This is a genomic window from Streptomyces sp. NPDC046831, from assembly GCF_040645305.1.
Lineage (GTDB): Bacteria > Actinomycetota > Actinomycetes > Streptomycetales > Streptomycetaceae > Streptomyces.
Window position 1 is genome coordinate 42,019 of the sequence record NZ_JBEYXZ010000038.1, and the last position, 21,541, is coordinate 63,559.

Genomic DNA, 21,541 nt, shown 5'->3' on the forward strand with positions numbered 1-21,541 from the left:
GGGTGCCGCGGCCACCCGGCCGCCCCTCGACGGGGGCGCGCCGGCCGGCGCCGCGTCCGCCGGGCCGTCCCCCGGCCGGGACGTCGCGGACGCGGCCGGGTCCGTCCCGGCCCCCCGGGGCGGGACGGCCGCCGCCCCGGCCCCCGCGTCCGCCGCCCTCCGGCCCCCCGGCAACCTGCGCGCCCGGCTCACCTCCTTCGTGGGCCGGGAGGCCGACATCGAGGCGATACGGCACGATCTCGCGGCGGCCCGGCTGGTCACGCTCCTCGGAGCCGGCGGCGCCGGGAAGACCCGGCTGTCGCAGGAGGCCGCCGAGGCCGCGCGGCCGGCGCAGTCCGACGGCGTGTGGCTGGCCGAACTCGCCCCGGTCGACGATCCCGACGCCGTGCCCGAGGCCGTGCTCACCGCCCTCGGCGCCCGCGAGACCGTGCTGCACGGCGCCGGTGCCGAGGAGATGCGAGCCGCGGTCGCCGACCGCCACGGCGACCCCGTGGAGCGCCTCGTCGAGCACTGCGCCCGGCGCACCATGCTGATCGTCCTCGACAACTGCGAGCACGTCGTGCACGCGGCCGCCCGGCTCGTGGAGGAACTGCTCGCGCGCTGCCCGCGGCTGACCGTCCTCGCCACCAGCCGCGAACCCCTGGGCGTGGCGGGGGAGGTGCTGCGGCCGGTGGAGCCGCTGCCGGAGCCGGTCGCGCTGCGGCTGCTGGCCGACCGGGGGGCCGCGGCCCGGCCCGGTTTCCGCCCCGACGCCGACGAGGACACCGCGGCCGCCTGCGCGGAGATCTGCCGCCGCCTCGACGGCCTGCCGCTGGCCATCGAGCTCGCGGCCGCCCGGCTGCGCATGCTGACGCCCCGTCAGATCGCCGACCGGCTCGACGACCGCTTCCGGCTCCTGACCTCCGGCAGCCGTACGGTCCTGCCCCGGCAGCAGACCCTGCGGGCCGTCGTCGACTGGTCCTGGGAGCTGCTCGACGCCGGCGAACGGGACGTGCTGTGCCGCCTGTCGGTGTTCGCCGGCGGCTGCGACCTCGCGGCCGCGGAGGCGGTGTGCGGACCGGACGCCTTCGACGCGCTCGGCTCCCTCGTGGACAAGTCCCTCGTCGTGGCCGCCCCCGCGCCCGACGGCGAGATGCGCTACCGCCTGCTGGAGACCGTCTCCGAGTACGCCGGGGAACGGCTGGACGAGACGGGCGGGCGCAAGGAGGCCGAGCGGGCGCACCTCACGTACTACCGCGAACTGGCCCGTACCACCGACCCGTTGCTGCGCGGTCCCGGGCAGGGAGCCGCCATCGAGCGGTTCCAGCGCGAGTACGAGAACCTGCGCACCGCCGTGCGCCGCGCCGTCGCCGAACGCGACGAGCAGGAGGCGCTGTGCCTGGTGCTGTCCCTGTGCTGGTACTGGCAGATGCGCGACCTGCGCATCGAGGCGCGCAACTGGTGCGCCGAGGTGATCGCGCTCGGCCCCGACCCGTTCACCGAGCCGGTCCGCCGGGCCGCCCCGGTGTGGCAGCGGTGCACGGACGCCCCGCCGCCGATGACCGGCGAGGTCCTCGCCGAGGCCCGGCGCGGCGTGCACCTGACCCATCTGGCCTGCATGGGCCCCGAGGTGGCGATCTGGGAGAGCCCGCAGGCGAAGGCGAAGCTGCGCCTGATCACCGAGGTGTACGAGCCCGGGCTGCCGCAGACCTGCTACAGCCCCGGCCTGCTGTGGATCTACGCCGTGATGCTCAGCGGCGACATGGACCTGCTGCGCACGGTCGTCGACGCCGCCGTCCGCACCTGCCGCGGCGCCCCCGGCTACGAGTGGCAGCTCGCCGGCGCCCTGCAGATGCGCGCCAACCTTCTGGCCAACCGCACCGACTGGGCCGGTGACGCCGCCCGCGACGCCGACGAGTCACTGGAGATCTACCGCCGCCTCGGCGACGCCTGGGGCACCGCGGAGGCGCTCTCCGCGCGGGGGGAGGCGCACGAGCGCACCGGGGCCCACCGGGCGGCGGCCGCCGACTACGAGGCGGCGGTCGAGCACGCCGAACGCATCGGCGCCCGCGCCCAGGCCGCCGTCCTGCGGGCCCGGCTCGGCAGCGCGCTCGTGGAGGCCGGGCAGGCCGAGCGCGGCGAGAGGGTTCTGCGCGAGGTCATCGCCGAGAACGAGGGCGGCGGCAGCGAGGCGATGCCCGCGGCCCGGCTGTTCCTCGCCGGCCGGCTCGGCATGACCGGCCGCGAGGCCGAGGCCCGGGAGCAGCTTCGGCTGCTGCGCGAGGAGTTCGGCGTCTCCCGCTTCGCCGTCTTCGACGGGTTCATCCTCGCCGCGGAGGCCTGGCTGGACGCGGTGGACGGGGCGTGGGAGGACGCCCTGGACAAGACACGCCGGGCGCTGGAGCGGGCCCAGGACCCGCTCTCGCGGGCCGTCGCCCCGCACATGCACTCCGCGTACCTGACCATCGGCGCCATGGCGCTCGCCGGTGCCGACGGCGGCGCGCGCGCCGGGGACGCCGCCCGCTGCGTCGGGGCGGCCGACGCGCTGCTGCCGCCCCGCCACTGCCCGTCGGTCCTGGAGCGTCACACCCGTGACCTGGTCGTCGAACGGACGCGGGCCGTGCTCGGCGACGAGGCGTACGAGGCCGCGTACGCGCAGGGCGGCGGCCTCTCCGCCGCGGAGGCCGCCGCCCTGCTCTGACCCGCACCGGCGGGAGGGGTCCCGGGCACGTCCCGGGCGCGTCAGCTCTTCGTGCGGAACTTGTGGACGGCGATCGGCGCCATCACCGCCGTGAGCACCACCGACCAGCCGAGCGTCACCCACAGGTCGTGCGCGATCGGGCCGCCGATCATGAGCCCGCGGGCGGTGTCCGCCAGGGAGGACAGCGGGTTGTAGTCGGTGAAGGCCCGCAGCCAGCCGGGCATCGAGTCGGTCGGCGCGAAGATCGACGAGCCGAACTGCAGCGGCATCAGCACCAGGAAGCCCATCGCCTGCACCGACTGGGCGTTCTTCATCACCACGCCGAGGGTGAGGAACACCCACATCAGCGCGGAGCCGAACACGGCGGACAGCCCCACGGAGGCCAGCAGGCCCGGCCAGTCGGTGATGTCGAACCCGACGAGGAGGGCGACGACCATCAGGACCGCGGTCGCCACCAGCATCCGCATCAGCTCCACCACGATCTTGGCGACCAGCACGGAGCCGCGGCCGATCGGCAGGGACCGGAAGCGGTCCATGACCCCGGAGTTGAAGTCCTGGTTGAACCCGGTGCCGACCCCCTGGGCCATGTTCATGCCCATCATGGCCATCAGGCCCGGCACGACGTACTGGACGTACTGGTCCTGGCCGCCGCCCATGGCCCTGCCGATGGAGCCGCCGAAGACGTACACGAACAGCAGGGTGAAGATCACCGGGAACAGGATGGCGTCGAACATCGACTCCGGGTCCTGGCGGATCCACAGCAGGTTGCGGCGGATGAGGGCGCCGGTGTGCCGCAGATGACCGCGCGGGGTGATGCGGGTGTCGTGCCGGACGTCGGGCCGGGTGCCGGGGGTCAGGACGACGGCGCTCATACGGCGACCTCCTCGCGGTCGTCGGCCGGCCGGGGGTCCTGGGGCGCACTGGCGCGGTGGCCGGTGAGGGACAGGAAGACCTCGTCCAGGCTGGGCAGTTCGGTGGAGATCGAGGCGATCGTGATGCCGCGCGCGGTGACCGCGCCGACCACGGCGGTCAGCTGCTCGTCACTGAGCACCGGCACCAGCAGCGATCCGCGGGCGGTGTCGACGGTCGTGCCGGCGAGCCCGGTGACGCCGAGCTCGTCGAGCATCCGGGCGAGCGGGCGCAGCTCTCCCGGATCGGCCGGCCGGACCCGCAGCGTGCGGCCGCCGACCTTGGCCTTCAGCTCCTCGATGCCGCCGCCCGCGATGACCGTGCCGCGGTCGATCACGGTCAGCTCGGAGGCGAGCTGCTCGGCCTCCTCCATGTACTGGGTGGTGAGGAGCACCGTGACCCCGTCGCCGACCATGGTCTTGACCTCGTCCCAGACCTCGTTGCGGGTGCGGGGGTCGAGCCCCGTCGTCGGCTCGTCGAGGTAGAGCACGGCGGGCCGCCCGATCATCGAGGCGGCCAGGTCCAGCCGGCGCCGCATGCCGCCGGAGTAGGTGCCCGCGGGCCGCCGTGCGGCCTCGGTGAGGGAGAAGCGCTCCAGCAGCTCGTCGGCGCGGGCGCGGGCGTCCCGGCGGGACAGGTCGAGCAGCCGGCCGATCAGGTAGAGGTTCTCCCAGCCGGGGAGCTTCTCGTCGACCGAGGCGTACTGCCCGGTCAGCCCGATCACCCGGCGAAGCTGCCGGGGCTGCCGCAGGACGTCGTAGCCCGCGACGGTGGCCTCGCCGGCGTCGGGGCTCAGCAGGGTGGACAGGATCCGCACGAGGGTCGTCTTGCCGGCGCCGTTCGGCCCGAGCACACCCATCACGGTGCCCTCGCGCACGTCCAGGTCGACACCGTCCAGTGCCCTGGTCTCGCCGTAGTGCTTGACCAGCCCCCGTACGGTCACGGCGCTCCTCGCGCCGCTGGGGATGTCGTCGTTTCGCGTCATGCCCACGACGGTGCCGGACCCGGCCGACAGACCACCGACAGACCGCCGTGCCCGCCGACAGATCTCCGACAGCCCGCCGACCAAGACCGCCTGCCGACAAGACCGCCTGCCGTCAAGACCGCCTGCCGACAGATCTCCGACAGCCGCCGCCGGCACCCGGCAGCCCGCCCGCGAGCCCGGCGGCGGCCGTATCGCGGCCCCGTCCGGCGCCGGGACACGACCGCCCCGCGGGGCCTCGTCACCGGCAAGGGGACAGCCCGCCGACGGGGGACGATCGGCGGGCTGTCCGTGGTGCGGCGATGGCTCGGCGCGGGCTCAGTGGACGGAGTGCTCCTCCAGCGGGAACGTCCCGCCGACGACGTCCTCGGCGAACTCCTTCACCGCGTTGCCCATGACCTCGCGCAGGTTGGCGTACTTCTTCACGAACTTCGGCACCCGGCCGGCGGTGAGCCCGAGCATGTCGGTCCACACCAGCACCTGCGCGTCGGTCTGCGGCCCCGCCCCGATGCCCACGGTGGGGATGTGCAGCACGCGGGTCACCTCGGCGGCCAGCTCGGCGGGGACCAGCTCCAGCACGACGGCGAAGGCGCCCGCGTCCTGCACGGCCTTGGCGTCGCGGAGCAGCTGCGCGGCCGCCTCCTCGCCGCGGCCCTGCACGCGGTAGCCCATGGCGTTGACCGACTGCGGGGTCAGGCCGATGTGCGCCATGACCGGGATGCCGGACTCCACGAGCAGCCGGATCTGCTCGTGCGAGCGCTCGCCGCCCTCCAGCTTGACGGCTCCGACGCCCGCCTCCTTCACCAGCCGGGTCGCCGAGCGCAGCGCCTGCACCGGTCCCTCCTGGTAGGAGCCGAAGGGCAGGTCGGCGACGATCAGGGCGCGGCCGGTGCCCCGGACGACCGCGGCGGACAGCACGGTCATCTCGTCGAGGGTGACGGGAACGGTGGTCTCGTAGCCGAGGTGGCAGTTGCCGGCGGAGTCGCCGACCAGGATCACCGGGATGCCGGCCTCGTCGAAGACGGAGGCGGTCATCGCGTCGTACGCGGTGAGCATGGGCCACTTCTCGCCGCGCTCCTTGGCGGCGGCGATGTCGCGGACGGTGATGCGGCGCGTGCCCTTGCCCCCGTACAGCGCCTTGCTGCCGTCGGAGGGCGTGTTCCGGGCAGCCGAAAGCTGCGTCATTGCAACGCTCCTTCAGTCATCTCGAGGCGCCCTGACGGCGTCCCCGGATCCCCTCCATGGTGGCATCTCGTGCCAGGGAGGACCAGAGGACCCCCGTGTGTGACGCGACCTGCCCGTGGTACACGGCCTCCGCGCCCGCCCGCGCACCGCCGGGCGCAGCGTAAGAGCTCGGTAAAAGCATTCAATACGAGACCGTCCCGTATCGGAAGTTGCCTACGCTCGAACACATGACTACTCCCGCTGTCCCTGCCTCGCGGATTCCCGAGGCGGTGCACCGCCGCCGCTGGGCGATCCTCGGCGTCCTGATGCTCAGCCTGCTGATCGTCGTGCTCGACAACTCGATCCTGAACGTCGCCATCAAGACGATCTCGACGCCGGCCCCGACCGGACTGGGCGCCACGCAGAGCGAGCTGGAGTGGGCGATCAACTCCTACACGCTCGTCTTCGCCGGCCTGCTGTTCACCGCCGGCATCATCGGCGACCGGGTGGGCCGCAAGAAGGTGCTGCTCGGCGGCCTGGTGGTCTTCGGCCTCGGCTCCGCGCTGGCCGCCGAGTCCGGCTCGCCGGCGCAGCTGATCACCTTCCGGGCCGTGATGGCCCTCGGTGCCGCCTTCGTCATGCCGGCCACCCTCGCCGTCCTCATGAACGTCTTCGAGCGCGAGGAGCAGCCCAAGGCCATCGGCATCTGGGCCGGCGGCGTCGGCCTCGGCATCGCGATAGGCCCGATCACCGGCGGCGCGCTGCTGGACCACTTCTGGTGGGGCTCGGTCTTCCTGATCAACGTGCCGATCGTGATCCTCGCCCTGGCGCTCATGCTGTGGCTGGTGCCGGACTCGCGGGACCCGAAGCCGGGCCGTGTCGACCCGGTCGGCGTCGTCCTGTCCGTCGTCGGCCTGGTCCTGCTCGTCTACGGCATCATCAAGGGCGGTGAGCTGGCCGACTTCACGGACACCGCCGTGCTCGGCACCATCGCCGCCGGCCTGGTCGTCCTCGCCGCCTTCGTGGTGTTCGAAAAGCGCAGCGACCACCCGTCCCTGGACGTCACCTACTTCAGGAACAAGGTGTTCTCCGCCGCGATGAGCGCCATCGCGCTGGTGTTCTTCGCGCTCATGGGCGTGACCTTCTTCGGCGTCTTCTACACCCAGAGCGTGCGGGGCTACTCGCCGCTGGAGTCCGGCGTGCTGATGCTGCCGCTGGCCGCCGCCCAGATGATCTTCGCGCCGCGCGCCCGGCTGCTCGTGGACCGCTTCGGCAACAAGGCCACCACCACGGCCGGCCTGGTGCTCCTCGCGCTCATGCTCGCGGCCTTCGCCGGCTTCGAGGCGGACACGCCGATCTGGCAGCTGGAGGTCGTCTTCTTCCTCATGGGCACCGGCATGGCGCACATCATGACGCCGACCAGCGTGGTCATCATGCAGGCCCTGCCCCGCGAGAAGGCCGGCTCGGCCTCCGCGCTCAGCAACACCTTCCGCCAGGTCGGCGGCGCCCTCGGCATCGCCGTCCTCGGCTCGGTGCTGTCGGCGTCGTACCGCAACGGCATCGAGGACAAGCTGCGCCTGCTGCCGCCCGGCGTGCGGGACGCGGCGGGCGAGTCCATCGAGGCCACCCTGGGCGTCGCCGCGAAGCTCGGCCCGCGCGGCCAGGCCCTCGTCGGCCCGGCCGACGACGCCTTCCTGCACGCGATGCACGTCACCGCGCTGTGCGGATCCGCGGTCGCCGTGCTCGGCGCGATCGTCGTGGCCGTGTTCCTGCCGGGCAGGGGTGCGGTGCCCCAGCAGGGCAGGGAGGGGCGGGAACTGGTCACCACGGCCGACTAGGCGGCCCCTCCGTCCGGATCGTCCGCTCGTGCCACGGCCGAAAGCCACCGCACGACCGGCCTGATCCGGACGACGGAGCCGGCACGTCACGGGGGGTGGTGTCACCGCAGGGCCGGACAGGCAGAATCTCCCTGGACGACGAAAGGACGGACCCACACGTGAGCGTCGCCGACAGCCGGACCGCTGCCCGGGCCCCCGCCAGGGGACGCCCCCGCAGTGAGGCGGTGGAGCGCGCCATCGTCGAGGGCGTGATGAAGCTGCTGGAGGAGGGCGTCCCCCTCGCCGAACTCTCCATCGAGCGCATCGCCCGCACCGCGGGTGTCGGCAAGGCCACGATCTACCGCCGCTGGAGCGGCAAGGAGGAACTCTTCGTCGACGTGGTGCGCGCCGCCGAACCGCCGGAACCCGTCCTGCCGGGCACGTCGGTGCGCGACGACCTCGTCGCCCTGCTCGAACAGCTGCGCAGGCGCGGTCTGATGAGCCGCTCCTCGGCCATCCTGCACAACGTCTACGCGCAGATGAAGAGCAGTCCCAAGATCTGGTGCGCGTACCACACCACCGTCATCGAGCCCCGGCGCAGACTGCAGACCGAGGTCCTGCGCCGGTGGCAGCGGGACGGGGCACTGCGCACCGACATCGATGTCGACCTGCTGAACGACCTCGTCTTCGGCCCCATGCTGGTCCGCTCCGTGATGCGCCCCGACGCCGACCTGCCCGAGGGCCTGCCGGAACAGATCGTCGACACCGTGCTCGAAGGGCTACGGCCCGTCAGTTCATAGCGGGACCATGCGGGTTTCGTCACAGACGGCCCTACGGGGCGGCCGGCCGGAACTGCCCTCGCCGGCTTGTTCGTCCTCGTGTCCGTACGGCCGTCACGGGACGGCGGAACGGAGCCGATCATCCCCTAGGGTCGTAGGTCACGGGGGAGAACGGTGTGCACGGCAGGCAGTGAGGCGACAGTATGGCGCAGCAGGCGTACATGGCGGAGACGGACAACGGCGGCTCGGGTCCCGGGCACCGGCACTTCCGGCTTCGGCGCCTGTGGGACCGCTTCCTGACCGGCTGGCGCGGCGACCCGCGCGTCTGGCGCCGCGGTCTGGTCCTCGCGGCCCTGGCGGTCGTCCTCGCGCTGGTGATGCTGCTGCACTCGCACATCCCCAACCTCGTCGGCAACCTCGGCAGCCTGACGGAGACCTTCCTGCCGTGGCTGGGACTGCTCGTCCCCGTCCTCCTGGTCCTCGCCCTGGCGCGCCGGTCGGCGACGGCGCTGCTGGCGGCCGCCCTGCCCGCGATCGTCTGGCTGAACCTGTTCGGCGGGCTGTTCACCGACAAGGCGGGCACCGGCGGCGAGCTGACCGTGGCCACGCACAACGTCAACGCCGACAACCCGGACCCGTCCGGCACCGCCCGTGACGTGGCCGCCTCCGGCGCCGAGGTGCTGGCCCTGGAGGAGCTGAAGGCGTCCGCCGTCCCGGTCTACGAGCGGGCGCTGGAGCCGGCGTACCCGTACCACGCCGTGGTGGGCACGGTCGGCCTGTGGAGCAAGTACCCGCTGAGCGACGTGCGGGCCGTCGACATCAGGCTGGGCTGGGAGCGCGCGATGCGCGCCACGGCGGCCACCCCCGAGGGCCCTGTCGCCGTGTACGTCGCCCACATGCCCTCGGTGCGCGTCAAGGTCAAGGCCGGGTTCACCGCCCGTCAGCGCGACAAGAGCGCCGACGCGCTGGGTGAGGCCATCGCCGACGAGGCGCTGCCGCGGGTGGTCCTGCTCGGCGACCTGAACGGCACCATGAACGACCGCGCGCTCAACGCCGTGACGTCGCAGATGCGTTCCACCCAGGGAGCCGCGGGCGACGGCTTCGGCTTCAGCTGGCCGGCCTCCTTCCCGCTGGCGCGGATCGACCAGATCATGGTCAAGGGCATGGAGCCCGAGAGCTCCTGGTCCCTGCCGCGCACGGGCAGCGACCACCTGCCGGTGGCGGCGCGCGTGAGGGTGGGTCCGGCAACCGTCTCGTAACCCGACGGAATACTCGGCCTGAGAGAATTTGTTCCGTACTGAAACATAGGAAGTACGGACCTCCGCTCGCGAAAGGCCACCACCCCTCATGCCTCTGGCCCTGCTAGCCCTCGCCGTAGGTGCCTTCGGCATCGGCACGACCGAGTTCGTGATGATGGGCCTGCTGCCCGACGTCGCGGACGACCTGCGCATATCGATCCCCACCGCCGGCCACCTGGTGTCCGCCTACGCGCTGGGCGTCGTCATCGGCGCGCCGCTGCTGGCCGCGGTCACCGCACGCATGTCCCGCCGCACGGTGCTGATCGGCCTCATGGCCCTCTTCGTCGTCGGCAACGCGCTGTCCGCGTTCGCCCCGGGCTACGAGTCCCTGCTCGGCGCCCGCTTCCTCAGCGGCCTGCCGCACGGCGCCTTCTTCGGCGTCGGCGCGGTGGTCGCCACCACCATGGTGGCGCCCGAACGCAAGGCCCGCTCCGTCTCCCTGATGTTCCTCGGCCTGACCGTCGCCAACGTCGTGGGCGTCCCGGTCGCCACCCTCATGGGCCAGCACCTGGGCTGGCGGGCGACCTTCCTCGCCGTGAGCGTGATCGGCGTGGCCGCGGTGGCCTCGCTGGCGCTGCTGATCCCGCACGACCACACGCACGCCCCCGCCACCGGCCTGCGGGGCGAACTGGCCGCCCTGCGCTCCCTGCCCGTCTGGCTGGCCCTGGGCACGACCGTGGCCGGCTTCGGCGCCCTCTTCTCGGCCTACAGCTACATCATCCCGATGCTCACCGACGCCGCCGGCTACGCCGGCGCCGGCGTGACGCTGCTGCTGGCCCTGTTCGGCGTCGGCGCGACGGCGGGCAACCTGCTGGGCGGCCGCCTGGCCGACCACTCGCTGCGCGGCACCCTCTTCGGCGGCCTGACGTCCCTCGCCGTCGTCCTGGCGCTGTTCCCGCTCCTGATGCACACCGAGGTCACGGCGGCCCTGGCGGTCACACTCCTCGGCACCGCCGCCTTCGTCACCGGCTCCCCGCTCCAGCTGATGGTCATGGAGAAGGCCGCGGCGGCACCCTCCCTCGCCTCCTCGGCCAACCAGGCCGCCTTCAACCTGGCCAACGCCGGCGGCGCCTGGATCGGCGGCCTCGCCCTGGCCGCGGGCCTCGGGACGACGTCCCCCGCGCTCACGGGCGCGGCCCTGGCCGTCCTCGGCCTCGCGGTCGCGGCGACGGCGTACGCGGTCGACCGCCGCCACCAGGCCGTCCACGAGGGCCGCGTGGTCGCCGCGCACGTGCCTGAGCAGGCGGGGGCGCTGCGCCGCTGAGCGGCGGCGCGCCTCGTGACCGGCAGGGGCCGCACACACGGCCCGCCGTCCCGGCCCGAGGAAGCGGAAGCGACAGCTAGTCCGGCGCCCAGGGCAGTTCGCACCAGACCGTCTTGTGGTCCGGCCCCTGGTCCACGCCCCAGCACCGGGCGAGGGCGTCGATCAGGGCCAGGCCGCGGCCGGACTCGGCGGTGCCGCCGGCCGGCAGCAGGACGGGGACAGTGCGTGCGTCCGGGTCGGTGACCTCGACCCGGGTGTGGCCGTCGGGTGTGCCGGTGACCCGGACCGTGACCGGGGTGCCCTCGCCGAGGTGGTCGATGACGTTCGTCAGCAACTCCGTCGCACACAGGCGCACTTCGTGGTCGAGGGCGCGCAGGCGGTGGCGCAGCTCCGGTACGGCCTTCGGGGTGGCGAGCAGGTCGAGCTCGAAGATCATCGCTCCGCCGCCGTCCTGCGCAGGGCCGCGGCGAGCGCCTGGGCCGTGGCCGTGTTGCAGTTCCCGAGCGCGACGAGGCCGGCGGGCGGCGTGTACGTACCGGCGAGGCTCGGCAGGTCCACGCGCAGTGAGGGCAGCGTGATGTCGTGCAGGGCGAGGGCGGTGCGCAGATCCTCCACGCAGAGGGCGACGTCGTAGGCGGTGGGGGAGTGGTCGGGCATGGGGGGATCCGGGCTTCTGTGCGGTGAGTTACGAACGCCTCACAGAGTGTCGTCCGGCTCGCTACCGTGGAAGAGGGTTCGCGTCCGCGACGCGGGCAGCGGAAACGGCACGGTGAGTTACGGCGGTGAATACGTGGTCCGGCGCAAGGAACATCGACGGTTCGATCAGCGTCCCCGACTTCTACGGCAAGGAGTTGAGGTGGAAGCGGGAGGCTGCGGGACTCTCGCTGGAGCGCTTGGTCGAGGGCAGCTTCTACGGCAAGTCGCACCTCAGCGACATCGAGCACGGCAAGCGGCGCATGCCGATGGATCTGGCCCGGCACGTGGACCGGGTCCTGGGTACGGACGGCTACTTCGAGCGGCACTGCGAGGACGTGCGGCGGGCACGGCGGGGGCCGCACGCCGCTTACTTCGAGAGGGCTTTGGAGGCGGAGAAGCACGCCGAGTCGATCGAGTTGTGGTCTCCGAGCATCCTGCCCGGGCTGTTGCAGACAGCGCCCTACGCACGTGCGCTGGTCCACTCCGCTCACCCGTCCGCCTCGGACGAGTGGGTCGAGGAGAAGGTGCGGGCGCGGCTCGATCGTGCCCGTCTCTTCGAGGGCGATCGCGCAGTCCCGGAGTACTGGGCCATCCTCCACGAGTCGCTGCTCACGGACGCCATCGTGCCGCTTGAGAGCATGGCTGAGCAGCTCGACCGCATCGCGGAACTGACGGACCGGCGCCGGATCGTTCCGCAAGTCGTTTCGCGGAGGAGCGGCGCGTATCCCCTCATGGCCGCCTCCATCATGGTCATGACCTTCCCGGATGCCCCGCCGCTGATCTACACCGAGGCGTCCTACAGCGGAGACACCATCGAGGATCCGGCTCTCGTGAAGCAGTACCGCAAGGCATACGATCGGCTCAGGGCCGTCGCGCTGTCACCGGGCGCGTCCCTCGCCATGATCAAGGCAGCCGCAGAGGATTACCGAAATGGCAAGCGACCGGATCGACTTGAGTGACGCGTTGTGGCTCAAGAGCAGCTACAGCAATGGCGATGGCGGGGAGTGCGTCGAAGTGGCCAGCGACTTCCCCGGCGCTGCCCTCTGGCGCAAGTCGAGCTACAGCAACGAAAGCGGCGGCAACTGCCTCGAAATAGCCGCCAACATCCCCGGCTTCGTCCCCGTCCGTGACTCCAAGGTGCCCGACGGCCCCGCCCTGCTCCTCAGCGACGCCGCCTGGGCTCCCTTCGTGGACGCGCTCAGGTCGTAGGGGCGTCGAAGCGGGCCAGGTCCCGCAGCCAGGCCCGTGCGTTGCCGTCGGACGGGGCGCGCCAGTCGCCGCGCGGGGACAGGGAGCCGCCCGCCGAGACCTTCGGCCCGTTCGGCATGGCCGATCGCTTGAACTGGGCGAAGGCGAAGAAGCGGCGGCAGAAGACCTCCAGCCAGCGCCGGATCTCCTCCAGGTCGTACGCCACCCGCTTGGCCTCCGGGAAGTTCGGCGGCCAGTCCCCTGCGTTCGGGTCGTGCCAGGCGTGCCAGGCCAGGAAGGCGATCTTCGACGGCCGGAAGCCGTAGCGCAGCACGTGGAAGAGTGTGAAGTCGTGCAGCGCGTACGGGCCGATCTTCGACTCGGTCGACTGCATCTCCTCGCCGGGGACCAGTTCCGGGCTGATCTCGGTGTCGAGGATCGCGGCGAGCGTCCTGCTGGTCTCCTCGCCGAACTGGCCGCTGCTGATGACCCATCGGATCAGGTGCTGGATCAGCGTCTTGGGTACGCCGCCGTTGACGTTGTAGTGGCTCATCTGGTCGCCGACGCCGTACGTGGACCAGCCGAGGGCCAGTTCGGAGAGGTCGCCGGTGCCGAGCACGATGCCGCCGCGCTGGTTGGCCAGCCGGAAGAGGTAGTCCGTGCGCAGGCCCGCCTGCACGTTCTCGAAGGTGACGTCGTACACCGGCTCGCCGGAGGCGAACGGGTGGCCCATCTCCTGCAGCATCAGCCGCGCGGTGGGCGTGATGTCCAGTTCGGCGGCGGTGACCCCGAGCGACTCCATCAGCTTGTGGGCGTTGTCCTTGGTGTGGTCGCTGGTGGCGAAGCCGGGCAGGGTCCAGGCCAGGATGTCGCTGCGCGGGCGGCCCGCGCGGTCCATCGCCCGGGCGGCGACGATCAGCGCGTGCGTGGAGTCCAGGCCGCCGGACACGCCGATGACCACCTTGGGACCGCCGATGGCCGCCAGTCGCTGCTGGAGGCCCGCGACCTGGATGTTGTACGCCTCGTAGCAGTCCTGGGCGAGACGGTCCGCGTCGGCCGGCACGAACGGGAAGCGCTCCAGGCGGCGGCGCAGCCCCAGGTCGGTGAGCGGCGGTTCGAGGGTGAAGGCGACCGTCCGGAAGTCCGCCGTCCGGGCGCTGTGCGTACGGCGGTTGTCGTCGAACGTGCCCATCCGCTGCCGCTCCTGCCGCAGCAGGTCGAGGTCCACGTCGGCCACGGCCTGGCTGTCGCCGAGCGGGAACCGCTCCGTCTCGGCCAGCAGCACGCCGTTCTCGTAGACCATGGCCTGGCCGTCCCAGGACAGGTCGGTGGTCGACTCGCCGAGGCCGGCCGCCGCGTAGACGTACGCGGCGAGGCAGCGGGAGGACGCCGAACGGCACAGCAGCTTGCGGTCCTCGGCCCGGCCGACCGTGATCGGGCTGCCCGAGAGGTTGACGAGGACGGTAGCGCCGGCGAGGGCCGCCTCCGCGCTGGGCGGCACCGGCACCCACATGTCCTCGCAGATCTCCGCGTGCAGCACCAGGCCGGGGACGTCCTCGGCCTCGAACAGCAGGTCGACGCCGAACGGCACGGTCTCGCCGCCGAGCCGGATCGACCCGCCGCGCTCGTCGGAGCCGTCGCCGATCTGCCGGCGCTCGTAGAACTCCCGGTAGTTGGGCGGGTACGACTTCGGCACGACACCGAGGACGCGGCCGCGGTGCACGATCACCGCGCAGTTGTAGACCCGGTTGCGGTGGCGCAGCGGGGCGCCGACGACCAGCACCGGCAGCAGATCCGCCGACCCCGCCACCACCTCCTCCAGCGCCTCCTCGACCTGGTCGAGCAGCGCGTCCTGGAGCAGCAGGTCCTCGATGGAGTAGCCGCTCAGCACCATCTCCGGGAAGACGGCGACCGCGACGCCCTCCTCGGCGCACCGGCGTGCGTGACGCAGGACCGCTTCGGCGTTGGCGTGCGGGTCCGCGATGACGGTGTGCCCCGTACACGCGGCGACCCGTGCGAAGCCGTGCTGATAGATCGACCTGAAGTTCAACGGAGGCACGCGCCCAGTGTAATCGTCAGAGCGACACGATATCGGGTGCGGGGGTGTGTCCCGCGCCCGGGAACGAGGAGGGGGCGTGGGGTGCGATCGGCGCGGAGAAGAGGCTCGCGCGGGGCACGGTCGAGGGGCAGCGGTCGGAGATGCGGCTCATGGCCGACCTGCTCAAGCGGCGGGACGCGGAGGCGCGTTAGGCCGCGTTGGGCGGTACCGAGGCCGCGGATCCGGGCCGCATGTCGGGGGCGCTCCGGGCGGCGTCGGCTGGGCGCCCCTGCCTGCGGGGGTTCAGGGGCGTGATGTCGGCTGGGCCCAGACTGCGGATGGGTACCCCACGGGGTCCGGGCTCGCGGTGGCCCGCGTCGACCACGTGAACGGGTACGACGCCGCCGACGGCCTCGCGACCTCGGTCCGCAGCCTCGGCAAAGGACAGCTCGCTGTCCGCGGTGAGGGGCTACGACGACGTCACCGGCGTGGGTTCGCCACGAACAGCTACGTCCAGTCGTACCGGCGTCACTCATCCGCTGACCCGGCCGACGGTGCAACGGGCGGCGCAGCCCTCCAGGCGACCCGGGAGCAGCCGGGTGCGTGCGGCCGGAGGCGACCCGCGAGCAGGCGGATGCACACGGCCGAAGACGCGACCCACGAGGGGCGGCGGGGCATGAAGCCCCTCGGCGCCCGCGACGGCGCCCGCGGCCGAAGGCGGACGCGCATCCGCACATTCACCTGCACGTGCGTCCGCCCCTATATTTGCAGGCGTTATGCCGATTATTTAGGCTGGCCGGATGCGGTTGCGGCGCTCCACCGATCTGGCGTTGCGCGTCCTGATGCGGCTCGCCGTCGCGGGCGAGTCGAACCCCACGACCCGAGAGGTCGCGACGGACATGGACGTGCCGTACACGCACGCCGCGAAGGTCGTCGCCGAACTCACCCGCATGGGCCTGCTCGCCGCCCGGCGCGGCCGGGGCGGTGGACTCGCGCTCACGGAGGCCGGCCGCGGGGCGTCGGTCGGCGCGGTGGTCCGCGCGTTCGAGGGGGACGGCGACGTCGTCGACTGCGAGGGCGGCCCCGTTCCCTGTCCGCTGAGGGCGGCGTGCCGGCTGCGGGGAGCCCTGCGCCGGGCGCAGGAGGCGTTCTACGCGTCGCTGGACCCGCTCACCGTGGCGGACATGGTGGCCGACCCGACGGGACCGGTGCTGCTGGGCATCTCCCGCGCGCCGTAGCCCCCGGCCTCAGCCCGTCCGCCCCCTGCTCCTGGCGGCCTCAGCCCCTCCCTGCTCCTGGCGGCCTTCTGCGGGCCCGAGACGTGCACGCGCGGGAAAGCCCCGGAGCCGGGGAGCTCCGGGGCTTTCGCCGCACGGACGGGGAGCCGGCTCAGCCCTGCGCCAGCCAGAGGTCCGGCCCGAACACCTCGTAGTGGATGTCCGCCGGGGCGACACCCTTCTCGATCAGCTGGGCTCGCACCGCCCGCATGAAGGGCAGCGGACCGCACAGGTACGCGCGCGTGCCCTGCGCCACCTCCACGTCGGCGAGGTCCACCAGACCGGTACGCGTGCCGGGGGCGGCATCCGTCTCGTACCAGAAGTGGACGGCCGCCGCCGGCAGCTTCGCCGCGTACGCCTCGTGGTCGGCCAGCAGGGCGTGGTCGGCGGGGGAGCGGTCGCCGTGCACGACGGTGACCGGGCCCTGGTGCCCGCTGTCCGCGAGCTGGGCCAGCATCGCGACCATCGGGGTGACGCCGATGCCGGCGGAGGCGAGCAGCAGGGGCGAGCCGGCGACGTCCTCGAGGACCAGGTCGCCGTACGGCTCCGACAGTTCCAGGACGTCACCGTCGCGCACGTGCGCGTGGAGGTGGTTGGAGACCTCGCCGTCGGGGGCCGCGCCGCCGTGCACGCGCTTGACGGTGAACCGCCGCTCCGACCGGCCGGGCGCCCCGGACAGGCTGTACTGCCGGATCTGGTGGGCGCCGTCGGCGAGCTCCACGCGGACGGAGACGTACTGCCCGGCGCGGAAGCCGGTCACCGGGCCGCCGTCGGCCGGGCGGACCCGGAAGGAGACGACGTCGGGGGTCTCGGCGACGCGCTCGACGACCTGCCACTGCCGCCACCCGCGGCGGCCGCTCTCCTCGTACAGCCGCTTCTCGACGGCGATGAGCGCGTTCGCCATCAGCCAGTAGACCTCGTCCCAGGCGGCCGCGACGTCCGGGGTGACGGCCTCGCCGAGCACCTCGGCGATGGCGGCGAAGAGGTGCTCGTGGACGACGTCGTACTGCTCGGGCGCGATGCCGAGGGAGGCGTGCTTGTGGGCGATCCGGCTCAGCATCGCGTCGGGCCGCTGGTCGGGGTGGTCCACCAGGTGGGTGGCGAAGGCGGCGATGGAACCGGCGAGCGCCTGGCGCTGCGCGCCGGACGCCTGGTTGCCGCGGTTGAACAGGTCGCGCAGCAGTGCGGGGTGGGCGGCGAACAGACCCTCGTAGAAGCGGTCGGCGATCTCGCCGATGGCCGCCCCGACAGCGGGGAGGGTGGCGCGGACGGTGGCTGCGGACTGCTCGGACAGCATCGGGATCTCCTCGGATCGACTGTGAGCACGCTATTGAAACTTGCATTTGAGATGCAAATTATCTGGGCGTGACGACGCTCACGGCCGCCGTTACGGAGGGCCGTCCGAGCAGGCAAGATGGGCGGCACAGCGGTTCACCCGCCGGGCGCCGGGCGTTCGGGCCGTGGACGGCCGGGCGAACCGCATACGCAACGCGCATGAAATGGTGTTGTGGTGGGATGCTCAGGTCCCGACCGCCTCCCGCGCACCGGAGGCAGGCAGCCTGACCAGCACAGATGAGGAAGCGGACTATGGACAAGCAGCAGGAGTTCGTGCTCCGGACGTTGGAGGAGCGCGACATCCGGTTCGTACGGCTGTGGTTCACGGACGTGCTGGGCTTCCTCAAGTCCGTGGCCGTGGCGCCGGCCGAGCTGGAGCAGGCCTTCGACGAGGGCATCGGCTTCGACGGCTCCGCCATCGAGGGCTTCGCGCGGGTCTACGAGTCCGACATGATCGCCAAGCCGGACCCCTCCACCTTCCAAATCCTGCCCTGGCGCGCCGAGGCCCCCGGCACCGCCCGCATGTTCTGCGACATCCTCATGCCGGACGGCTCCCCGTCCTTCGCCGACCCGCGCTACGTCCTCAAGCGCGCCCTCGCCAAGACCTCCGACCTGGGCTTCACCTTCTACACCCACCCGGAGATCGAGTTCTTCCTGCTCAAGGACAAGCCCGTCGACGGCAGCCGGCCGACCCCCGCCGACAACTCCGGCTACTTCGACCACACCCCCCAGAACGTCGGCATGGACTTCCGCCGCCAGGCCATCACCATGCTGGAGTCGATGGGCATCTCGGTGGAGTTCTCCCACCACGAGGGCGCGCCGGGCCAGCAGGAGATCGACCTGCGCTACGCCGACGCCCTGTCCACGGCGGACAACATCATGACGTTCCGCCTGGTCATGAAGCAGGTCGCGCTGGAGCAGGGCGTGCAGGCGACCTTCATGCCGAAGCCGTTCTCGGAGTACCCCGGCAGTGGCATGCACACGCACCTGTCCCTCTTCGAGGGCGACCGCAACGCCTTCTACGAGTCGGGGGCCGAGTACCAGCTCTCCAAGGTCGGCCGCTCCTTCATCGCGGGCCTGCTGCGGCACGCGGCGGAGATCTCCGCGGTCACCAACCAGTGGGTGAACTCCTACAAGCGCATCTGGGGCGGCTCCGAGCGCACCGCCGGCGCGGGTGGCGAGGCCCCCTCGTACATCTGCTGGGGGCACAACAACCGCTCCGCCCTGGTCCGGGTGCCGATGTACAAGCCGGGCAAGACGGGCTCGGCGCGGGTCGAGGTGCGCTCGCTGGACACCGGCGCGAACCCCTACCTGTCCTACGCGGTCCTCTTGGCCGCCGGCCTGAAGGGCATCGAGGAGGGCTACGAGCTGCCGCCGGGCGCCGAGGACGACGTCTGGGCCCTCTCCGACGCCGAGCGCCGCGCGCTGGGCATCGAGCCCCTCCCGCAGAACCTCGGCGAGGCCCTGGCCCTGATGGAGCGCAGCGACCTGGTCGCCGAAACCCTCGGCGAACACGTCTTCGACTTCTTCCTGCGCAACAAGAAGTCGGAGTGGGAGGAGTACCGCTCGGAGGTCACGGCGTTCGAGCTGAAGAACCTGCTGCCGGTGCTGTAGGGGCAGGTCGGGGCGGGGTACCTGCCTACATGACGGGAGCATGGGCAGCGCCCCGTCCGTGGCCGTCCTCAGTACCCTTGCCCTTGCTGGCTCGCCGTCGACTATTGCACCGAACGAAAGCCCCGGGCCCTGTGCCGGCCCGGGGCACGTTCTGAGCGTCGCTGCTAATGCGAGATGCCGTAACGGTCTGTGAACTTCGCGACAGCGTCAGGATCGCGGCGCATCGCGGCCCACAGTTGGTTCCGACGGAAGCCCTCCCGTCCGGTCTCCAGGATCTTCTCGTAGCCGTCCCGCGCCTCCACCAGACGCTCGACTACCAGGAACTCGATGATGTCCTCAAGGCAGGGCCGGAAGCGTTTTCCGCCCACAGGAAAGTGCAGTTGCGAGAACGACCGGCCGGCATCCGTCCTAGGGTCATTCAGCGTGCTGAACAGCTCCGACGCGCCGTACACCTGTAGATGGGCATCCGGGTAGCCGTCCGCCTTGTCGCGTTCATAGTCGTAGTGGAAGAGGCCGTGCTTGGCACCTTGCGACCCGAACACCCCGAAGAACGACTTGTGCACCATCAAATGCTCGCGCTCGGCGTCCAGGCGCAACTGGAAGCTGATGTCCATCCACATCTCGATCTTCGGCGCCCTAGGCTTCAACGGGAACCGCTGCGCCGTCATCGTGGTCTTGTCGATCAGATGTCCGAGTGCGAAAAGACGGTCGTCGCCCCTGGAGAGCGCGACCGCCTTTATCTGGATGTAATCCGCGATAGTGCAATTCAGGAGACTCTGGATCTCCTTGGCGAATCTGTTCGTCTGGTCACGAAGCTTGTCAGAGATCAAGTGCGCCGCCGATGGATACCCAGAGTGATTGGGCCTGCGCCGAGTTGAAGTCGCGGCGGGCCGCCATGTCGCGGAGTTGCTTGTAGGTCAGACCGAGCCGGTCCAGCGCCGCGTAGGCGGCCTCACGGAACTCCTCCTCGGACAGTTCGGTGATGACGTCGTCGTCGTGATCCGAAGTCCTCTGCTCTTGGATGGTCATCTGAATCAGCCCCTACCCCCCAGTAGCTTCTGCGACGCTGACAGTGTCCCTCATGGGTCTGACACTGTGGCCTGCATCACCCGTGCCTTGCTGTCGGTATGCCCCGATCGGTCGAAGATTTACCTGCGAACGGGTGACCACAACCACCAAGGGGTGACAAGCAGTCACCGGATGGACACGGACGAGCGGGCACCGGTCCACGGCGGCTCGCCGCCCGCTGCCTCGGCGTCCCGGCGCTGGATCTTCGTAGAACGCCAACTCGCCGCGCACTGGTACCTGGTACTGCTCCGCGGAAGTTCGTGGAGGGGTCAGGCTGGCACGCAGTCGGGGTAGAGGCCGGAGGCACAGTCCAGGCATTCTTCGGGGCTTCCGAAGGGGAGTCCGTTAGGCAGGGAGTTGTCCTGGTGGCTGTCTCGACTGGCGAGGTAGAGGGCGAAGCCCCATGTGTGCAACACGGTGCGGAGAGAGCATGCACACGCCAAGGTTCGGCCCACGCCGTCCGGCCCGGTGGGTGAAGTCCGGATGAACGGTCGGGAGCGGCGCCGACCACGAAGCGCCGGGAGGGGCGGCCGGCCGCCGGGCAGCCCCAGTGGCCCAGTCGGATGGTCCGAAGCAAACGGCCTACTAGCGTCCCGCGGCCAGGTCGGCGAGCAGCCGGTGCAGCGGCTCGGCCGCCCGGCGCCGGTACTCCTGGATCACCCAGCTGTTGCCGTCGGGGTCCCGGAAATACAGGAACGTGCCGCCGTCCTGCGGCGACAGGGCCCGCGGCTCGGTGACGTCGAGCCCGCGCGAGGTCAGCTCCTCGTACGCGGCCTTCGCGTCGGCCACGCAGAGCTGCATCCCGTGGTAGGTCCCCGGCCGGGGGTTCTCCATGGGCATGTCCAGCCCCTGGGTGAGCGCGATCGAGCAGCCCGAGCCCGGCGGCGTCAGCTGGACGATCCGCACGCCCGGCGTCACCTCGCCGTCGAAGTCCACGTGGAAGCCGACTCTGTCGCGGTAGAACTCCTTGGCCCGGTCGACATCGGTGACCGGCAGCGGGATCACTTCCAGCGTCATCTCCATGGCTGACTCCCTCGTCGGTGTGTCCCCGGACCCGGCTGCCGCACGGGGCGAACCGCGGCGGGTCCGGCCGGAAGGCTCATCACCACCGAAGCGGACAACGGTGAGCGGCGCCACCGCAGGCGCCCGGCCGGCCCGGGCGCCGGCCCCGGTGCCCCCGCGAGCCGCACCGGAACGCCGCACGCCGGCCACCGGTGACCCACCTGGCCCGGCCGCCTCGCCCCGGTGCCCCGCAGGCCACCGGCCCGGCTCCGCTCCGGGCCACCAACCCGACGCCATGCGGCAGCCCACCGACCCCGGCACCGCGGGGCCCCGCCCCACCCGGGAGCCACCGCAGGCTGCCACCGCCGGCCACCGCCTGCGCCGAGGCCCGGCCTCACCGCAGGCCACCGCCCGCGCCGAGGCCGGGCCT

At 71.9% G+C, this 21,541-nt stretch carries 20 protein-coding genes and 1 pseudogene; 11 read left to right on the forward strand and 10 right to left on the reverse strand.

Annotated features, from left to right (window positions below):
* Positions 1 to 2,680, forward strand: a 2,680-nt coding sequence (locus ABZ920_RS26080) for an AAA family ATPase (protein WP_361509643.1), incomplete at its 5' end; no start/stop codon positions are given.
* Positions 2,681 to 2,721: 41 nt separating this feature from the next.
* Here the strand turns inward: ABZ920_RS26080 and ABZ920_RS26085 are convergent.
* The 3 genes from ABZ920_RS26085 to panB form a co-directional block, all read right to left on the reverse strand.
* Positions 2,722 to 3,552 (reverse strand): ABC transporter permease, encoded by an 831-nt coding sequence (locus ABZ920_RS26085; protein WP_361509646.1) that lies wholly within the window; start codon positions 3,550 to 3,552, stop codon positions 2,722 to 2,724.
* A complete protein-coding gene (locus tag ABZ920_RS26090) occupies positions 3,549 to 4,574 on the reverse strand; it encodes an ATP-binding cassette domain-containing protein (protein ID WP_361509649.1) in 1,026 nt (341 codons plus the stop codon). The genes ABZ920_RS26085 and ABZ920_RS26090 overlap by 4 nt, the downstream gene beginning before the upstream one ends.
* 315 nt (positions 4,575 to 4,889) lie before the next feature.
* Positions 4,890 to 5,756, reverse strand: a complete 867-nt coding sequence (gene panB, locus ABZ920_RS26095) for a 3-methyl-2-oxobutanoate hydroxymethyltransferase (protein ID WP_361509652.1) — start codon at positions 5,754 to 5,756, stop codon at positions 4,890 to 4,892.
* Positions 5,757 to 5,983: 227 nt separating this feature from the next.
* Between panB and ABZ920_RS26100 the strand changes: the two genes are divergently transcribed.
* From ABZ920_RS26100 to ABZ920_RS26115, 4 genes are all read left to right on the forward strand, one after another.
* The gene (locus ABZ920_RS26100; protein ID WP_361509655.1) at positions 5,984 to 7,573 is read left to right on the forward strand and encodes an MFS transporter; all 1,590 of its coding nucleotides are present in this window, start codon (positions 5,984 to 5,986) and stop codon (positions 7,571 to 7,573) included.
* A 158-nt stretch (positions 7,574 to 7,731) separates the two neighbouring features.
* Positions 7,732 to 8,352 (forward strand): TetR/AcrR family transcriptional regulator, encoded by a 621-nt coding sequence (locus ABZ920_RS26105; protein ID WP_361509658.1) that lies wholly within the window; start codon positions 7,732 to 7,734, stop codon positions 8,350 to 8,352.
* A 182-nt stretch (positions 8,353 to 8,534) separates the two neighbouring features.
* Positions 8,535 to 9,590, forward strand: coding sequence for an endonuclease/exonuclease/phosphatase family protein (locus ABZ920_RS26110; protein WP_361509661.1), 1,056 nt, complete (start codon positions 8,535 to 8,537; stop codon positions 9,588 to 9,590).
* A gap of 88 nt (positions 9,591 to 9,678) precedes the next feature.
* The gene (locus tag ABZ920_RS26115) at positions 9,679 to 10,893 is read left to right on the forward strand and encodes an MFS transporter (protein ID WP_361509664.1); all 1,215 of its coding nucleotides are present in this window, start codon (positions 9,679 to 9,681) and stop codon (positions 10,891 to 10,893) included.
* 76 nt (positions 10,894 to 10,969) lie between these two features.
* Here ABZ920_RS26115 and ABZ920_RS26120 read toward each other — a convergent pair whose 3' ends face one another.
* Positions 10,970 to 11,329: an ATP-binding protein gene (locus ABZ920_RS26120; RefSeq protein WP_361509667.1), complete on the reverse strand. Its 360-nt coding sequence runs from the start codon at positions 11,327 to 11,329 to the stop codon at positions 10,970 to 10,972.
* The gene (locus tag ABZ920_RS26125) at positions 11,326 to 11,550 is read right to left on the reverse strand and encodes a hypothetical protein (RefSeq protein ID WP_361509670.1); all 225 of its coding nucleotides are present in this window, start codon (positions 11,548 to 11,550) and stop codon (positions 11,326 to 11,328) included. The genes ABZ920_RS26120 and ABZ920_RS26125 overlap by 4 nt, the downstream gene beginning before the upstream one ends.
* A 125-nt stretch (positions 11,551 to 11,675) precedes the next feature.
* On the opposite strand from ABZ920_RS26125, the gene ABZ920_RS26130 reads away from it, so the two are divergent.
* Together ABZ920_RS26130 and ABZ920_RS26135 are read left to right on the forward strand one after the other, a co-directional pair.
* Complete coding sequence (locus ABZ920_RS26130) at positions 11,676 to 12,548, forward strand: helix-turn-helix transcriptional regulator (protein WP_361509673.1); 873 nt, start codon at positions 11,676 to 11,678, stop codon at positions 12,546 to 12,548.
* Positions 12,520 to 12,798, forward strand: a complete 279-nt coding sequence (locus ABZ920_RS26135; protein ID WP_361509676.1) for a DUF397 domain-containing protein — start codon at positions 12,520 to 12,522, stop codon at positions 12,796 to 12,798. Before ABZ920_RS26130 ends, ABZ920_RS26135 begins: the two co-directional genes overlap by 29 nt.
* Here the strand turns inward: ABZ920_RS26135 and ABZ920_RS26140 are convergent.
* The gene (locus ABZ920_RS26140; RefSeq protein ID WP_361509679.1) at positions 12,788 to 14,836 is read right to left on the reverse strand and encodes an NAD(+) synthase; all 2,049 of its coding nucleotides are present in this window, start codon (positions 14,834 to 14,836) and stop codon (positions 12,788 to 12,790) included. The two genes, ABZ920_RS26135 and ABZ920_RS26140, sit on opposite strands and share 11 nt — an antisense overlap.
* 44 nt (positions 14,837 to 14,880) lie before the next feature.
* On the opposite strand from ABZ920_RS26140, the gene ABZ920_RS26145 reads away from it, so the two are divergent.
* The 3 genes and pseudogenes from ABZ920_RS26145 (at position 14,881) to ABZ920_RS26155 (ending at position 16,053) form a co-directional block, all read left to right on the forward strand.
* Positions 14,881 to 15,027, forward strand: a complete 147-nt coding sequence (locus tag ABZ920_RS26145) for a hypothetical protein (protein ID WP_361509682.1) — start codon at positions 14,881 to 14,883, stop codon at positions 15,025 to 15,027.
* Between the two features lie 134 nt (positions 15,028 to 15,161).
* Positions 15,162 to 15,344: pseudogene (locus ABZ920_RS26150) on the forward strand (hypothetical protein); the annotation flags it as partial.
* 271 nt (positions 15,345 to 15,615) lie between these two features.
* Complete coding sequence (locus tag ABZ920_RS26155) at positions 15,616 to 16,053, forward strand: Rrf2 family transcriptional regulator (protein ID WP_361509685.1); 438 nt, start codon at positions 15,616 to 15,618, stop codon at positions 16,051 to 16,053.
* A 151-nt stretch (positions 16,054 to 16,204) separates the two neighbouring features.
* On the opposite strand, the gene ABZ920_RS26160 is transcribed toward ABZ920_RS26155, so the two are convergent.
* The gene (locus ABZ920_RS26160; protein ID WP_361509688.1) at positions 16,205 to 17,389 is read right to left on the reverse strand and encodes a globin domain-containing protein; all 1,185 of its coding nucleotides are present in this window, start codon (positions 17,387 to 17,389) and stop codon (positions 16,205 to 16,207) included.
* Between the two features lie 290 nt (positions 17,390 to 17,679).
* Here ABZ920_RS26160 and glnA point away from each other — a divergent pair, with 290 nt between their 5' ends.
* Positions 17,680 to 19,041 (forward strand): type I glutamate--ammonia ligase, encoded by a 1,362-nt coding sequence (glnA, locus tag ABZ920_RS26165; RefSeq protein WP_361509691.1) that lies wholly within the window; start codon positions 17,680 to 17,682, stop codon positions 19,039 to 19,041.
* Between the two features lie 164 nt (positions 19,042 to 19,205).
* On the opposite strand, the gene ABZ920_RS26170 is transcribed toward glnA, so the two are convergent.
* The 3 genes from ABZ920_RS26170 to ABZ920_RS26180 form a co-directional block, all read right to left on the reverse strand.
* Positions 19,206 to 19,871, reverse strand: coding sequence for a hypothetical protein (locus ABZ920_RS26170; protein WP_361509694.1), 666 nt, complete (start codon positions 19,869 to 19,871; stop codon positions 19,206 to 19,208).
* A complete protein-coding gene (locus ABZ920_RS26175; protein WP_361509697.1) occupies positions 19,861 to 20,070 on the reverse strand; it encodes a hypothetical protein in 210 nt (69 codons plus the stop codon). Before ABZ920_RS26175 ends, ABZ920_RS26170 begins: the two co-directional genes overlap by 11 nt.
* A gap of 624 nt (positions 20,071 to 20,694) precedes the next feature.
* Positions 20,695 to 21,132, reverse strand: a complete 438-nt coding sequence (locus tag ABZ920_RS26180) for a VOC family protein (protein WP_361509700.1) — start codon at positions 21,130 to 21,132, stop codon at positions 20,695 to 20,697.
* Between the last annotated feature and the right edge of the window lie 409 nt (positions 21,133 to 21,541).

Bases quoted from the DNA above. Each gene is read 5' to 3' on its own strand.
- ABZ920_RS26135 (WP_361509676.1), top strand. From the start codon at position 12,520: ATGGCAAGCGACCGGATCGACTTGAGTGACGCGTTGTGGCTCAAGAGC.
- ABZ920_RS26160 (WP_361509688.1), bottom strand. From the start codon at position 17,389: ATGCTGTCCGAGCAGTCCGCAGCCACCGTCCGCGCCACCCTCCCCGCT.
- ABZ920_RS26110 (WP_361509661.1), top strand. From the start codon at position 8,535: ATGGCGCAGCAGGCGTACATGGCGGAGACGGACAACGGCGGCTCGGGT.
- glnA (WP_361509691.1), top strand. From the start codon at position 17,680: ATGGACAAGCAGCAGGAGTTCGTGCTCCGGACGTTGGAGGAGCGCGAC.
- panB (WP_361509652.1), bottom strand. From the start codon at position 5,756: ATGACGCAGCTTTCGGCTGCCCGGAACACGCCCTCCGACGGCAGCAAG.
- ABZ920_RS26090 (WP_361509649.1), bottom strand. From the start codon at position 4,574: ATGACGCGAAACGACGACATCCCCAGCGGCGCGAGGAGCGCCGTGACC.
- ABZ920_RS26180 (WP_361509700.1), bottom strand. From the start codon at position 21,132: ATGGAGATGACGCTGGAAGTGATCCCGCTGCCGGTCACCGATGTCGAC.
- ABZ920_RS26100 (WP_361509655.1), top strand. From the start codon at position 5,984: ATGACTACTCCCGCTGTCCCTGCCTCGCGGATTCCCGAGGCGGTGCAC.
- ABZ920_RS26085 (WP_361509646.1), bottom strand. From the start codon at position 3,552: ATGAGCGCCGTCGTCCTGACCCCCGGCACCCGGCCCGACGTCCGGCAC.
- ABZ920_RS26155 (WP_361509685.1), top strand. From the start codon at position 15,616: ATGCGGTTGCGGCGCTCCACCGATCTGGCGTTGCGCGTCCTGATGCGG.
- ABZ920_RS26115 (WP_361509664.1), top strand. From the start codon at position 9,679: ATGCCTCTGGCCCTGCTAGCCCTCGCCGTAGGTGCCTTCGGCATCGGC.
- ABZ920_RS26120 (WP_361509667.1), bottom strand. From the start codon at position 11,329: ATGATCTTCGAGCTCGACCTGCTCGCCACCCCGAAGGCCGTACCGGAG.
- ABZ920_RS26175 (WP_361509697.1), bottom strand. From the start codon at position 20,070: ATGACCATCCAAGAGCAGAGGACTTCGGATCACGACGACGACGTCATC.
- ABZ920_RS26125 (WP_361509670.1), bottom strand. From the start codon at position 11,550: ATGCCCGACCACTCCCCCACCGCCTACGACGTCGCCCTCTGCGTGGAG.